Raw genomic sequence first — 14,286 nt, 5'->3', positions numbered from 1 at the left:
GCTCGGCGTCCTGCCTCGCATCCCCCGGATCAGTGTCAGGGCTCAGCCGTCACTTACGTCGCAATCTGCGTCGTCAATACCATCGTGGTTGAAAAGCACATCAAAAACACTGTGGTGCGAGTATGGCTATTGTTTTGCACGGGAGATTTGTGACGTAGAGCGTCACGAACTGCATGCCAACGCGGAGCATTGGCACGATAGTCGTAAACATGAGCACGACTTGACTACTCCACATCGGCACGACAGTCGGCTAAATTTGTGTATAACAACAAGAACCAACACGAGGGTAAGCGCCGTGGATGCAATCAAGCGTTTCTCAAGCTTTGCCGAGTTCTATCCTTTCTACCTTGCCGAGCACAGCAGCAGTACCAGTCGGCGTCTGCATTTTGTGGGCACTTCACTGGTTATTTTTCTGCTGGCGTTTGGTGTGGGCAGCGGTCGCTGGGGGCTGTTGTGGTTGTTGCCGGTCGCGGGGTACGGTTTTGCCTGGGCGGGGCATTTCTTCTTCGAGAAAAACCGGCCCGCCACGTTCAAGCATCCGTTTTACAGCTTGCTCGGTGACTTCGTTATGTACCGCGACATGTTGCTGGGTAAGGTGCCCTTCTGACCGACACTCGCTGGATCACGTAACCGTTTCGCTAACCGGCTCGCGAACCACCTGCTGAGCCGCTTTCACATGCGCGTCCGCCAGGCGGAACAGTTCGATGTTGCCGTCAAGGTGTTCGATCAGTGCGGTACAGGATTCGACCCAGTCGCCGCAATTAAGGTACTCCACGCCGCCCACCTGGCGGATCTCCGCGTGGTGAATGTGCCCGCAGACGACGCCGTCCAGCCCGCGCTTGACGCATTCGTGGGCGATGGCTTCCTCGAAATCGCTGATGAAGTTCACTGCACTTTTGACCTTGTGTTTCAAGTACGCCGACAGCGACCAGTAGCCGTAGCCGTATTTGGCGCGCCAGTGGTTCAGCCAGCGGTTGAGGGTCAGGGTGAATTCGTAGGCCGAGTCGCCCAGAAAGGCCAGCCAGCGGTGGTAGCGGGTGATCACATCGAACTGGTCGCCGTGGATGACCAGAAAGCGGCGGCCATCGGCAGTTACGTGCTCGGCTTCGTCCACCAACTGGATGTTGCCCAGAATAAGCTTCGAGTAACGACGCAGGAACTCGTCATGGTTGCCGGTGACGTAAATCACTTCGGTGCCGCGCTTGCTCATGGTCAGCAAGCGCCGAATCACGTTGGTGTGCGCTTGCGGCCAGTACATGCCGCCGCGCAGTTTCCAGCCGTCGATGATGTCGCCGACCAGGTACACCTTGTCCGCCTGATAACGCTTGAGAAACGCCGACAAATGCTCGGCCTGGCAGTCGCGCGTGCCCAGGTGAACGTCGGAAATCCACAAGGTCCGCACGCGTTGTTTGCGGCTGGGTGTGGCGAGCTGAGCACTGGTCATGGGGCGACCTCCGGCAGGGTTTTGAAGAGAGTGGAGCATGCCGGTTAACCGAATGTGACACGTGCGTGGCGATGTCGTGACAGTCGCCCGGGTTACTGAGGATTGGCGGGCGTGGTGCGGTCGTTATGACCTAAATCACGGGCCGGGTCTATCTGGTCGCGCAGCCGCTGCTTGAGCACCTTGGCCTCGGGAAAGCCGCCGTCGGCCTTGCGCTCCCACAGTTGCACGCCATCGCAGGTAATGCGAAACGCACCGCCGGTGCCCGGCTGCAGGGAAACCTTGCCCAGATCATCGCTGAACGTGCTTAACAGCTCCTGGGCCAACCAGGCCGCGCGCAGCAACCACTGGCATTGGATGCAATAGGTGATGATGACTTCAGGTTTTTCGGCAGACATGGACGTCTCCTCCAGAAATTCAGACGACCATGATACGCACCGCGCACAGGTTCAACGAGCATTGGCGACGCGGCGCAGTTCGCTGAGTGTCGAGTCCGGGGCCGACGCTTGCGGCGCAGTGTCGGGCGCAGGCCCCTTGACGCCCAGCAACCCCAGCAGGCGACTGCGAATCAGCTGAAAACAGACCTGCCCGCTGTCACGCTGGCGCGGCAGGTCGATGCGAATGTCATCAGCGATCTTGCCGTCGGCCAGCACGATGACCCGATCCGCCAGCAAAATGGCCTCATCGACATCGTGGGTCACCAGCAGCACCGCCGGGGTGTGCTTGCGCCACAGGTCGATGATCAACTGGTGCATGCGGATGCGGGTCAGGGCATCGAGCGCCGCAAAAGGCTCGTCGAGCAGCAACAGTTTCGGCTCGCGGACCAGCCCGCGCGCCAGTGCCACGCGCTGCGCTTCGCCACCGGACAGCGTGGCCGGGAAGGCATTCAGCCGATGCGCAAGGCCGACTTCGGTCAATGCCGCGTGCGCTCGCGCCTTGGCGTCGTTGACGCGCAGGCCGAGCACCACGTTTTTCCAGGCACTTTTCCACGGCATCAGGCGCGGCTCCTGAAACACAGCGGCACGCGCTACCGGCACACGCAGCTCGCCGCTGTCGATACTGTCCAGCCCAGCCAGTGTGCGCAGCAATGTGGTTTTGCCAGAACCGCTGGCCCCCAGCAGCGCGACAAACTCGCCTGCTGCAATGTCCAGATCGAGCCCGTCAATCACCCGTTGCTGACCAAACTGACGAACCACATTACGCAGTTGCACCGGAGCCGGGGTGGTGACAGATGGCGTGTTACGCAGATCGAAAGTCGCCATGCTCAATGCCTCACGAAAGTTGGGCGCCAGGCCAGCGCATAGCGCTCCAGCGTGCGGATAATGCCGTCGATCACCAGGCCGAGAACGCTGTAGATCAGCAAGCAGATAACAATCACATCAGTGCGCATGAAATCGCGGGCATCGCTGGCCAGAAAGCCGATGCCGGCCGTGGTGTTGATCTGTTCGACGAACACCAGCGCCAGCCAGGAAATACCCAGCGAATAGCGCAGCCCGACAAAAAATGACGGCAGCGAACCTGGCAGGATGACGTGCCAGATCAGCTCGCGGCGGCTCAGACCGAGCGTGTTGGCGGCCTCGATGAGCTTGGGATCGATGTTGCGGATACCGGCAAACAGGTTCAGGTACACCGGAAAGGTGGTGCCCATCACGATCAGCGCGACCTTGGTGAATTCGCCAATCCCGAACCAGAGAATGAACAGCGGCACCAGCGCCAGCGACGGAATGGTGCGCAGCATCTGCATGGGCGAATCGAGGGCAATTTCTCCGCGCCGGGAAAGGCCTGTCAACAGCGCCGCGACCACACCAATGCTCACGCCGATACTCAAGCCCAGTAATGCGCGTTGCAGCGACACCCACAAATGCACGGCCAGCTCGCCCGAGACGATCATCGACCAAAGCGTGCCGCCAATCTGCGACGGTGCGGCGATCACACGGACCGGCAGCAGGCCGGTTTGCGAGGCCAGCTCCCACAGCAGCAACAGCAGCAGCGGGCTGAGCAGGCGCAGGACAAACCCCGGCACCTGCCAGCGCTGGCGACTGTGCTCGGCGGCGCCAGGCAGCTCAGGCTTGTTGACCACCAGAAAACCGGAGTTGGCGGGGTTGAATGTTGTTTCAGACATAAAGGCATCCTTCCTCAGTGAATCGGACAGGAACACGCCCGATGCAGTTAGGAAGACCATGCTATGTGCATAAGAACATCATGTGAAATTCCATTAAGACCTAAGCTAATCGTAAAATAGCTGATTACGAGCAAACAATATAATGCATATTTTTTATAATTAACTTAGACCAAAATCGAATTTCACAGCGTCTGCCCCTTGCCTTTATGGTGCCCCTCGACAAGGTCGAACGGACCTCAACCATTGGCAGGAGTTTTCATGAGCATCGAATTCATTGGCTACATCGCCACCCAACCCGGTTCTGAAATTCACCCGCGCAGTGGCGCGACCATCCAGCCCGACTACGTAAAGACGGTGGCCAAGGCTCATGAAGACGCAGGTTTTGATCGCGCGCTGATCGCGTACCACTCCAACAGCCCGGACAGCACGCTGGTTGCCGCACAGGCCGCCAGCGTGACCAGCACGCTGAAATTCCTCGTAGCGCATCGCCCTGGGTTCATCTCCCCGACCGTGGCGGCCCGACAGTTTGCGACGCTGGACGTGTTCAATGGCGGGCGCACGGCGGTGCACATCATCACCGGCGGCGACGACAAGGAACTGCGCGCCGACGGCAGCTACATCGGCAAGGACGAACGTTACGCGCGCAGCGACGAATACCTCAGCGTGGTGCGTCAGGAGTGGACCGGTGACAAGCCCTTTGACCATCAGGGCACTTACTACCAGTTCGAGGGTGCGCACTCGCAGGTCAAATCCCCGCAGTTGCCGCATATCCCGCTGTACTTTGGCGGTTCCTCGGCAGCGGCAATCGCGGTCGCCGGCAAGCATGCCGACGTCTATGCCTTGTGGGGCGAGACGTACGAGCAAGTGCGCGACGTGGTCAAACAGGTCCGCGCCGAAGCAGCCAAACACGGCCGCACCCTTCGTTTCAGCCTGTCGCTGCGGCCGATTCTGGCTGAAACAGAAGAGAAGGCCTGGGCACGCGCTGACAGTATTCTGGAAAAGGCCAAGGCATTGGCAGACAGCAACGGCTTTGTCCGCCGCGAACCGCCGAACGAAGGCTCGCGTCGCCTGCTGGCCGCGGCTGCGCAGGGCTCGCGTCTGGACAAGCGCCTGTGGACGGGCATTGCCGGCCTGCTCGGCGCGCAGGGTAACTCCACGTCGCTGGTCGGCACCCCGGAGCAGGTCGCTGAAGCGCTGCTCGATTACTACGATCTTGGGATAACCACCTTCCTGATTCGCGGCTTCGACCCGCTGGAAGATGCCATCGATTACGGCAAAAAGCTGATCCCGCTGACTCGCCAGTTGGTCGCTCAGCGTGAACAGCAGGCTCGCGAACAAGTCGCCTGATTCAACGCCCTGCGGACAGGCCAGACGTACGATTGAAGTCTGCCTGCCCGCAATGACGTGTTCAGGCGGCGGCTGAAACGGGTTTGAGGGAGCGCGCCACCAGCGCGCCAAAAGCCTCGACCGGCGCCTGCAGGTTGCCGAGAAAACGCGGGTAAAACAGCCACAGGTCCATTACCGGTTTGAAGTCCTTGAGCGGCAACACCACCAATTGTTCGCGGTGGGCGCTGCGTTCCAGCAACGGTCTTGGTACCAGGCCCAGCCCCATGCCATCGGCCACCAGCCCGAGTTGCAGCTCGGTGCCGAAGGTTTCCAGATTGACCTTCATGCTCAGGCCCTGATCGGTCAACGTCCGCTGCAAACCTGCACGAAAACCGCAGCCATCGGGGTTGAGCACCCAGCCCTGCTCGTAACAATCTGCCAGCTTGCCGAGCTTTTTCGGCACCGAGCCTTTGGCGCAGACCACCACCAGCTCCATCTTGCCGATGGACTGACCGACGATGTTGTCCGGGAATATCTTGCCTGCCGGAAACAGCGCCGCAGCAGCATCCAGCTCGCCGTTTTCGATCTTGCCGATCAGGTGGCTGCCCCAGCCGGTGCTGACCTGTGCGCGCAAGTCCGGGAACTCGCCACGCAATTGCTTGAGCGCATCGAGCAGCACCACGTCGCCGATGGTTTGCGGCACGCCCAGCCGCAGCAGGCCGCTGGGCGGTGTGTCGCTGGCCACCAGCTCGCGCAGCGAATCCATCTCGCGCAGGATGGCCAGGCACTTCTGGTAGACCTGAATACCCATCGGCGTCGGCTTGAGCGGCTTGGTATTGCGGTCGAACAGCTCGACCCCCAGCGCCTGCTCGAAATTCTGCACCCGGCGCGTGATGGCCGGCTGAGTCAGATCCAGCGATTCAGCTGCGTGGCTGATCGACTGACAGCGGATGACTGCAACGAACGCATCGATATCATCAATTTTCATTCGGACCGCACATAAAAAGGAGTAGAAACATAGGCAAAAAACATAGTCCCGGCAGGCGTTCATTCATAGCCCGTCTGACCCACCGGTGCTAGATTTCGCGCCTTTTGAGAAAGAAGTAAAAGACGTTTTCGTTATAACCTAATCATTAAAAAATAGCATATTAAATATACATATTATGCTTATATCAAACCATTCCCTGACCCTGATCTGGAAATGGACATGACTCAGAACCGACACCCGGAACGACTCGGGGCCTTTATCGATGCGCTGGCCGAGCTGATTGGCAGCGAGCCGCACGAAGGCGATCTGTTACGTCGCGGCGGCAAGCTGCTGGCGCAACTGGTCAGCCATGATGACTGGCTGGCAGACGAGTTCACCCAGCCCGACCCCGCCCGCTATCAGCAATTTCTGTTGCATGCCGATCCGCAGCAACGCTTTTCGGTGGTCAGTTTTGTCTGGGGACCGGGGCAACGCACGCCGATTCACGACCACCGCGTCTGGGGGCTGATCGGCATGTTGCGTGGCGCCGAGCATTCACAGGGCTATGTGCGCAATACCAAAGGACGTTTCGAGACCAACGGCCCGTCGATTCGTCTGCAGCCCGGCCAGGTCGAAGCGCTGTCGCCACACAGCAACGATGTCCATCAGGTCAGCAATGCCTTTGATGATCAGGTGTCGATCAGCATTCATGTGTATGGCGCCGATATCGGCACCGTGAAACGCGCCGTCTATGACCTGGACGGCAGCGAAGAACTGTTCATTTCCGGCTATTCCAACGCCGCCGCTATCACACGTGCCCACCAGGACCCGCCAACAGGGAGTTACACCCGATGACCACAACCGTCACCCGATCTTTTGCCGACGTTCGTCAGGCGTTGCTGGACCGTCAGGAACTGGCCTTGGTAGACGTCCGTGAAGAAGCACCGTTTGCCGAGGCTCATCCGCTGTTTGCCGTGAACATACCGCTGTCGAAACTGGAGCTGGAGGTTTTTTCGCGGATTCCACGTCGTGATACGGCTGTCACCTTCTATGACAACGGCGAAGGCCTGGCGCACATTGCGCTGCAACGCCTGCAAGCGCTCGGCTACAGCGATGTGCAACTGCTCGACGGCGGTTTGCAGGGCTGGCGTGAGGCTGGCGGCGAGCTGTTCATTGATGTGAATGTGCCGAGCAAGGCGTTCGGCGAACTGGTGGAGCATCATCGCGCCACGCCATCGCTGGCCGCCGAAGAAGTCAAAGCCCTGCTCGACAGCAGCGCCGATGTGGTGGTGCTGGATGCGCGGCGTTACGACGAATACCAGACCATGAGCATCCCCGGTGGCATCAGTGTGCCGGGGGCCGAACTGGTGTTGCGGGCGCGGGAGCTGGCACCGGACCCGAACACGCGGATCATCGTCAATTGCGCCGGTCGCACGCGCAGCATCATCGGCACTCAGTCGCTGGTCAACGCTGGCCTGCCCAATCAGATCAATGCGCTGCGCAACGGCACGATTGGCTGGCTGCTGGCCGGGCAGACACTTGATCATGGCCAGAACCGGCGTTTTGCAGCGGTCAGTGAAGACACCCGCGAAACCGCCAGTGCCGATGCGCGCAAGGTCGCTGACCGGGCCCGTGTCAAACGCGCCAGCCGCGCTGACCTGCAACGCTGGCAAGACGAGACTTCGCGCACCACTTACCTGTTCGATGTACGCACCCCGGAAGAATTTGCCAAAGGCCATCTGCCCGGTGCGCGCTCGACACCGGGCGGGCAACTGGTGCAGGAAACCGACCATTTCGCCAGCGTGCGCGGCGCTCGGATCGCGCTGGTGGACGATGACGGCGTACGCGCCAACATGTCCGCCTCCTGGCTGGCGCAACTGGGCTGGGATGTGTCGGTTATCGATGATCTACAGGCCGCAGAATTCAACGAACAGGGCGACTGGGACGCGCCCTTCCCGCCCCCGCCGCAGGTCGAGGCGATCAGCGTCGAGACGCTTGTGTTGTGGCAGTCACAGGTCAAGGTGGCGGTGCTGGATTTCACCGCCAGCGCCAATTACGTCAAACAGCACATTCCCGGTGCCTGGTGGACCCTGCGTGCCGACCTCAAGCGGGCGCTGGGCAACCTGCCTGCCGCTGACCGCTATGTGTTGACCTGCGGCAGCAGCCGCCTGGCGCGCTTTGCGGTCGCCGACCTTGAGGCACTGACCGACAAGCCGGTGTTTTTGCTCGAAGGCGGCACCGCCAGCTGGATCAAGGCCGGCTTGCCGCTGGAGCACGGCGAAAGCCGACTGGCTTCGCCCCGCATCGACCGCTACCGCCGCCCTTACGAAGGCACCGATGCCCCGCGCGAAGCCATGCAGGCGTATCTGGACTGGGAATATGGCCTGGTGGACCAGTTGGGTCGGGACGGGACACATGGGTTTTATGTGATTTGAACGTTTGAATGACTATCGTGCCAATGCTCCGCGTTGGCATGCATGTCTGGACGCTCCGCGTCCAGCCGTGAACCTGCGGTGCGGCGCAGATTTGTGACGCTGAGCGTCACCCAAGGCATTCCCACGCTGGAGCGTAAGGAACGATAAGGGTCACGGCCGACCAACCAACTCAATGGAGAAACACCTCAATGCTGCCTTTTTTCAAATCACCTCTATCCCTCAAAAGCCTGCTGCTGGCCACGTTGCTCAGTGTGCTGGCGGGTCAGCAGGTGGTGGCTGCCGATCAGGCGCCGTTGCGGGTGGTCAATCAGAAGTCGCTGCTGAAAACACTGCTGAACGTCTCCGGCGAGCTCAAGGATGTGCCTTACGAGATTCAGTTTTCGGAGTTTCCTTCCGCCGCACCGCTGGGTGAGGCGCTGAATGCTGGCGCGGTGGACATAGGGGCCTTGGGCGATGCGCCGTATGTGTTCGCACTCGGCGCCGGTGCGCCGCTGAAAGTGGTCAGCATCACCCACGCTCAGGGCCGTTTCACCACGGCGGTGCTGGTGCCGAAAGACTCGCCGATCAAGACCATGGCCGATCTCAAGGGCAAACGTATCGTCACCGGGCGCGGCTCCATCGGCCATTACCTGGCGATTCGCGCCCTGCACGAAGCGGGTCTGAAAACCAGCGACGTGACCTTCATCAATATGCTGCCCAGCGAATCACGCCTGCTGCTGGACAGCGGCGACGCCGATGCCTGGGCCACCTGGGACCCTTACACCACGATCTCCATCACCCAGAGCGACGCACGCGTATTGGTCAGTGGCAGCGAACTGCTGAGTAATCACCTGTACCTGGCAGCGACCAGCAAGGCCATCGAAGGCAAACGCGCCCAACTGGACGATTTTGTGGCCAGGGTCGAGCGCGCCTTCAATTGGTCCAACGCCCATCCAGAAGAATACGCAGCCGCTCAAGCGAAGGTTACCGGCCTGCCGCTGGCGGTGCATCTGGCAGTGGCCAACGCGACGAAGATGCAGCGCACGCCGATTGACGACCAGATCATTCAGGGCCTGCAAAACACCGCTGACACCTATCTGGCTGAAGGCATCCTGACGAAGAAAATCGATATTTCAACAGGTTTCGACAAGCGCTTCAACGCGTCGCGCGCAGAGATTGCTCAGGCCGCCGCTCGATAACCGCTGCATAACCGCTGCGAAAAGGACCCCGCATGACACTTTCAACCCTGCGCCCTACCCCGCGCCAGCAGTCTGAATCGCCCGAGTCAGCCGAAGCTTTCACCCAGCGGCTGGCTGACCTGACCCGCACGCTGGCCGAGACCGCCGAGCAGTACGACATCAGCGCGCAGTTCCCTCACGCCAACTTCCGCTTGCTGCACAGCCACGGCCTGCTTGGCCTGACCGTGCCTGCCGAACTGGGCGGCGGCGCTGCCGACCTGTCGCGGGCGCAGCAGGTCATCAGCGCAGTGGCCAGAGGCGAGCCTTCGACAGCGCTGATTCTGGTCATGCAGTACCTGCAGCATTCCAGGCTGCAGGACAACCGCAACTGGCCGAGCCACCTGCGCGAGCAGGTGGCCAAAGACGCCGTGCACGAGGGCGCGCTGATCAACGCGCTGCGCGTCGAGCCCGATCTGGGCACACCTGCGCGTGGCGGCCTGCCGGGCACCATCGCCCGGCGCAGCGCCGATGGCTGGCGCATCAGCGGCAGCAAGATCTACTCCACCGGCAGCCATGGCCTGACCTGGTTCGCCGTGTGGGCGCGCAGCGATGACGAAGACCCGCTGGTCGGCAGCTGGCTAGTGCACAAGGACACGCCCGGCATCAGCATCATCGAGGACTGGGACCATCTGGGCATGCGCGCCACCAGCAGCCACGAGGTCAGGTTCGACAACGTGCGGGTGCCGCTCGAACACGCGGTCAGCGTCAGCCCGTGGAGCGCCCCGCAATCCGAACTTGATGGTGCCGGCATGCTGTGGATGTCGGTGCTGCTGTCGTCGGTCTACGATGGCATCGCTCAATCCGCCCGCGACTGGCTGGTGCACTGGCTGGAACAGCGCACGCCGTCCAACCTGGGCGCGGCGCTGTCGACCCTGCCGCGCTTTCAGGAAACAGTCGGGCAGATCGACACGCTGCTGTTCGCCAACCGCAGCCTGCTGGAATCCGCCGCCCAAGGGCACACGCCCGCACAGCATGCCGCGCAGATCAAATACCTGGTGACCGGCAATGCCATCCGCGCAGTGGAACTGGCCATCGAGGCCTCGGGCAACCCCGGGCTTTCACGCACTAACCCGCTGCAACGCCATTACCGCAACGTGCTGTGCGGCCGCGTGCATACGCCGCAGAACGACGCCGTGTTGATAGGCGTGGGCAAGGCGGCTTTTGCCAAGCGCAGTGAAGGATGATTGGGGGCGTACCGATCAGCCCTGCTGATCACCTGATTCGATCGTCGAGTCCAGTCGCTCACGCAGAAACTCGATAAACGCCTGCACCGGACGCGAGGCCTGACGGTGCTGTGGATAAACGGCTGACAGGGTCAACGGCTCGGGGCGCAGTTCATCCAGTACACGAACCAGACTGCCAGCGCGCAACGCATCGCCAACGATGAACGTCGGCAAATAGGTGATACCCAGCCCCGCCAGGGCAGCGTCCTTGAGCAACTCGCCGTTGTTGGCCCGCATCCTGCCGCTGACGTTCAGGCTGACCGGCTTGCCAGTGCCCTGAAAACGCCACTGCACATGACGGCTGTGGCCATACGGCAGGCACTCATGGCTGTGCAGGTCTTCAGGTTTTTGCGGCGTACCCCGCTCGGCCAGGTAGGTGGGGCTGGCGCAGTAGACCCGATCAATCGAGGCGATGCGCCGGGCAATCAGGCTGGAATCTTCCAGCACACCGATGCGCAGCACCAGATCGTAGCCTTCGCTGATCACATCCACCGGCCGGTCGCTCAGGTCCACTTCCACCGCCACATCACGGTAGCGCTGCAAAAACACCGGCAGCAGACACCCCAGATGCGCCACGGCAAACGACAATGGCGCACTCAGGCGCAACGTACCGCGCGGCTCGCTGTTCTGGCCGGTGATGCCCTGCTCGACCTGTTCGACTTCGGCCAGCAGACGCAGGGCCGATTCATAGTAGCTCTGGCCCAGCGGCGTGACATCCAGACGCCGCGTCGAGCGGTTGAGCAGGCGCACGCCGAGACGCTCTTCCAGCTGCATCAGACGGCGGCTGACGAATTGCTTGGACAGGCCCAGCTTGTCGGACGCCGCCGTGAAGCTCCCGGATTCCATGACCTGACAGAAAATACGCATGTCTTCAAAAGGGTTCATGTATCAAGGCCTGAATGAACGCTGAATGCTGTTCGACAGAGCGTAACGTGCCGCGCGGCACTGTCAACCACAGCGAGACAGTCATTCATATTTCAGCTACTTATTGCGACAGTCGATAACCCGTAACCTTCGTCTCACTGGGTCGATTGCTGAATGTGCAGCGTCGATAAACGGATGGAGAAAGAATCATGCTGACTCTTCGCAAAGCTTCCGATCGTGGCGCAGCTGATCATGGCTGGTTGAAATCCTTTCATACCTTTTCCTTTGCCAGCTACCGCAACGCGCAGGAACAGGGTTTTTCCGATCTGCTGGTGATCAATGACGACCGCGTAACCGCCGGTAAAGGCTTCGGCCAGCCACCGCGACATGGAGATCTTTTCCTACGTACTGGAAGGCGCGCTGGAGCACAAAGACACGCTGGGTACCGGCTCGGTGATTCGCCCCGGCGACGTGCAATTGATGAGTGCCGGCAGCGGCGTGGCACACAGTGAGTTCAATCACTCGCAGACCGAAGGTGTGCATTTCCTGCAAATCTGGATCGTACCCAACGTTGCAGGCGCCACGCCGAATTACCAGCAGGAGCATTTCAGCGCTGAGCAGAAACGCGGTCGCCTGCAACTGATTATCTCGCCTGAAGGCGAAGACGGTTCGCTGAAGGTTCGTCAGGACGCCCGCGCGTACGCCGGCCTGTTCGAGGGTGATGAAACCGCAACGCTGGAACTGGCAGCCAACCGCTACGCCTACGTGCACGTCGCCCGCGGCAGCGTGGTACTGAATGGGCAGCAACTGGGTGAAGGGGACGGTGTGCGCGTGCGCAGCGAACAGTTGATCAGCCTGAAAGACGGGGTGGACGCAGAAGTGCTGGTGTTTGACATGCGTCCCAATGAAACGCCGCAGATGCCTTGATGCATATTGATTGGCTCCACGGTCCTGTAGAACTGCAATTTGCTCGCAGCCCTGAACGGGCCGCGAGCGATTGGCATTATTGTTCCGGATACAAGGCGAGTTGACTGCCTTCGGACCTCACTCAGGCATAATTTTTTACGATAGCGTCCCGGGCATCCAGGTAGCTTTCAAGGTAAGAAGACGGGAGGCTGTTAAAAGCCGACTCCCTCCCGGATGGATCACGATAGACCGTGTGCAGGTTTTGCGTTCCTGCGACCTGATCGAACATGACTGCCTTGTTTTCTCGAATTACCGAACGAGCGAACCAAGGGCCGCTAGAGCTTGAACCCGTCTTTGCTCTTATTACAGCATCCACCTCTTCTCTAGCAGCGGGCTTTAAGGCAAATGCAGCTTTGAGCTTGCCCGACCCTTCAGGAGCGCCTTCCAGCGCGGTTGCAGTGACTAAGGGAGTCGCAGTAACACTTCTCTCACCGTACGTATGAACCTTTTTCAAACCCTGCCAAGGATCAACTACTATCGCATGGTCGCCAGTATTGTGGTCTCGCCAGTCGCCGACAATCACGAGGCTGTGCGCGTACGACTCCAACACTTTCAACACTGGCGTGTTGCGCTGGGTGCGCTGGAGCTCGGCAAATACCGTAGTCGCGTACTCACCGCAATTACCGCCACCGGTCTCCTTGATGCCTTTGATCTGCTGGTCCTGGCTTGCGTGCTCGTCAACACGAGTGCGGCACAGTTCCTTACGCATCCAGCTTCGCCCACCACTCATCCACACATTGGCTTCCTGATTCCCCGGACCATCCGGAAAGGTTTCATGGGCGGTCCTCAGCAAGATCTTGTGCGCCAGAACCATCCTATCGAAGGTGGTGGTAGATACCTGTATTACCTGACCATTGCGCCTTCCCGCAGGCAGTGCTTCAAGGCGTGAGTCATGGGCATCTGACAAGGAGCGATAGTTGTTGGTCGAGCTGGTGCCTGAGGGTCCTGCGAAGCAACGAAACATTTTCAGCACCTCATAACTTGATGGATGGATGCGGCCCAAGTGATGCGGGGGGTCTCGCAAATGGCACAGAACGCTTGCCGGGCGAAGATTTCAGCCAATCACCTAACGCCTGAGCATGCTCGATGACACTATCGACCAGCCTGAATATCCCGGCAGAATCCAGTTCCGACAAAGGTTGGCGTGTAGAAAGCAACACTTCCCTTGTTTCCGGAGCGACGCCCACGCTAAGCACCGGATGCTCAAGACCGAAAAGATTTGCCGACAATAAAGCCACATAGGCTTCATCGCCAACATCTTCCGAGAGGCGTCCTGCCTTACAGGCAATATTCAGATAACCCCGCGGATTGCCCATAAGATAGATGTCCAGATTTTCAATGGACAAAATAAAAACGTCCCGACCCTGGGTATCTGTTGGGGAGACGTTGATTTGATATTTTTTCAGCAGATCGGCGATGGCTATCTGAAATACAGGATCCATAACCTTTGCAGAGTCTCGGCTAACCATAATGCAACCTCACCATAACCCCTCTTATTTGGGGCGCTACATCGGGCTATCCCTAGACAGGGTCAGCACACAGTTTCATGACGCTTAGCCTGGTGAGTGGCATTGGCAAAAAATGAGTTCCATGAAAGACATGGTTAATGGGAGCGCTGGTTGTGGCTGCCAGGAAGCTGGCATTTAAGCAGGGGAGCTCAAAAAAAGAAAAAAACGCCGCTCTGTTGAGCGGCGTTTTTTTAAATATGGAGCGGGAAACGAGACT

The 14,286-nt window shown here is 59.9% G+C and carries 14 protein-coding genes and 1 pseudogene; 7 read left to right on the top strand and 8 right to left on the bottom strand.

The features are described from left to right. Window positions 1-295 precede the first annotated feature (295 nt). Complete coding sequence (locus DW49_RS0127360) at window positions 296-607, top strand: Mpo1-like protein (protein ID WP_005616573.1); 312 nt, start codon at window positions 296-298, stop codon at window positions 605-607. Window positions 608-622: 15 nt separating this feature from the next. On the opposite strand, the gene DW49_RS0127355 is transcribed toward DW49_RS0127360, so the two are convergent. From DW49_RS0127355 to DW49_RS0127340, 4 genes are all read right to left on the bottom strand, one after another. Next, window positions 623-1,444, bottom strand: coding sequence for a UDP-2,3-diacylglucosamine diphosphatase (locus DW49_RS0127355; RefSeq protein WP_003383395.1), 822 nt, complete (start codon window positions 1,442-1,444; stop codon window positions 623-625). Between the two features lie 92 nt (window positions 1,445-1,536). Then, window positions 1,537-1,839 carry an Rdx family protein gene (locus tag DW49_RS0127350; RefSeq protein ID WP_003383394.1) on the bottom strand — a complete coding sequence of 101 codons (303 nt, stop codon included), beginning with the start codon at window positions 1,837-1,839 and terminating at the stop codon, window positions 1,537-1,539. 51 nt (window positions 1,840-1,890) lie between these two features. Continuing rightward, window positions 1,891-2,703 (bottom strand): ABC transporter ATP-binding protein, encoded by an 813-nt coding sequence (locus tag DW49_RS0127345; protein WP_005616571.1) that lies wholly within the window; start codon window positions 2,701-2,703, stop codon window positions 1,891-1,893. Window positions 2,704-2,705: 2 nt separating this feature from the next. After that, window positions 2,706-3,563, bottom strand: coding sequence for an ABC transporter permease (locus DW49_RS0127340; protein ID WP_003383392.1), 858 nt, complete (start codon window positions 3,561-3,563; stop codon window positions 2,706-2,708). 258 nt (window positions 3,564-3,821) lie between these two features. Here DW49_RS0127340 and DW49_RS0127335 point away from each other — a divergent pair, with 258 nt between their 5' ends. Next, a complete protein-coding gene (locus DW49_RS0127335; protein WP_024420022.1) occupies window positions 3,822-4,910 on the top strand; it encodes an LLM class flavin-dependent oxidoreductase in 1,089 nt (362 codons plus the stop codon). A gap of 61 nt (window positions 4,911-4,971) precedes the next feature. Here DW49_RS0127335 and DW49_RS0127330 read toward each other — a convergent pair whose 3' ends face one another. Further along, complete coding sequence (locus DW49_RS0127330; RefSeq protein WP_003383390.1) at window positions 4,972-5,877, bottom strand: LysR family transcriptional regulator; 906 nt, start codon at window positions 5,875-5,877, stop codon at window positions 4,972-4,974. Window positions 5,878-6,096: 219 nt separating this feature from the next. Between DW49_RS0127330 and DW49_RS0127325 the strand changes: the two genes are divergently transcribed. From DW49_RS0127325 to DW49_RS0127310, 4 genes are all read left to right on the top strand, one after another. After that, window positions 6,097-6,711: a cysteine dioxygenase family protein gene (locus DW49_RS0127325; protein ID WP_005616569.1), complete on the top strand. Its 615-nt coding sequence runs from the start codon at window positions 6,097-6,099 to the stop codon at window positions 6,709-6,711. After that, window positions 6,708-8,291, top strand: a complete 1,584-nt coding sequence (locus tag DW49_RS0127320; RefSeq protein ID WP_024420024.1) for a rhodanese homology domain-containing protein — start codon at window positions 6,708-6,710, stop codon at window positions 8,289-8,291. The genes DW49_RS0127325 and DW49_RS0127320 overlap by 4 nt, the downstream gene beginning before the upstream one ends. A gap of 188 nt (window positions 8,292-8,479) precedes the next feature. Continuing rightward, a complete protein-coding gene (locus tag DW49_RS0127315; RefSeq protein WP_005616565.1) occupies window positions 8,480-9,469 on the top strand; it encodes an ABC transporter substrate-binding protein in 990 nt (329 codons plus the stop codon). Between the two features lie 32 nt (window positions 9,470-9,501). Then, complete coding sequence (locus DW49_RS0127310; RefSeq protein ID WP_005616564.1) at window positions 9,502-10,692, top strand: acyl-CoA dehydrogenase family protein; 1,191 nt, start codon at window positions 9,502-9,504, stop codon at window positions 10,690-10,692. Between the two features lie 15 nt (window positions 10,693-10,707). On the opposite strand, the gene DW49_RS0127305 is transcribed toward DW49_RS0127310, so the two are convergent. Next, complete coding sequence (locus DW49_RS0127305) at window positions 10,708-11,616, bottom strand: LysR family transcriptional regulator (RefSeq protein WP_005616563.1); 909 nt, start codon at window positions 11,614-11,616, stop codon at window positions 10,708-10,710. Window positions 11,617-11,804: 188 nt separating this feature from the next. Here DW49_RS0127305 and DW49_RS01000000128970 point away from each other — a divergent pair. Beyond that, window positions 11,805-12,522, top strand: a pseudogene (locus DW49_RS01000000128970) (pirin family protein). Window positions 12,523-12,643: 121 nt separating this feature from the next. Here DW49_RS01000000128970 and DW49_RS0127295 read toward each other — a convergent pair. Beyond that, entirely contained in the window at window positions 12,644-13,375 is a 732-nt protein-coding gene (locus DW49_RS0127295; RefSeq protein ID WP_024420027.1) for a hypothetical protein, read from the bottom strand. Between the two features lie 160 nt (window positions 13,376-13,535). Beyond that, complete coding sequence (locus DW49_RS0127290) at window positions 13,536-14,030, bottom strand: CesT family type III secretion system chaperone (RefSeq protein WP_024420028.1); 495 nt, start codon at window positions 14,028-14,030, stop codon at window positions 13,536-13,538. Window positions 14,031-14,286 lie beyond the last annotated feature (256 nt).

This window comes from Pseudomonas avellanae BPIC 631, from assembly GCF_000444135.1.
Lineage (GTDB): Bacteria > Pseudomonadota > Gammaproteobacteria > Pseudomonadales > Pseudomonadaceae > Aquipseudomonas > Aquipseudomonas avellanae.
The sequence above is the reverse complement of the archived record's forward strand: the minus strand, read 5'-3'. Positions and strand labels throughout refer to the sequence as shown.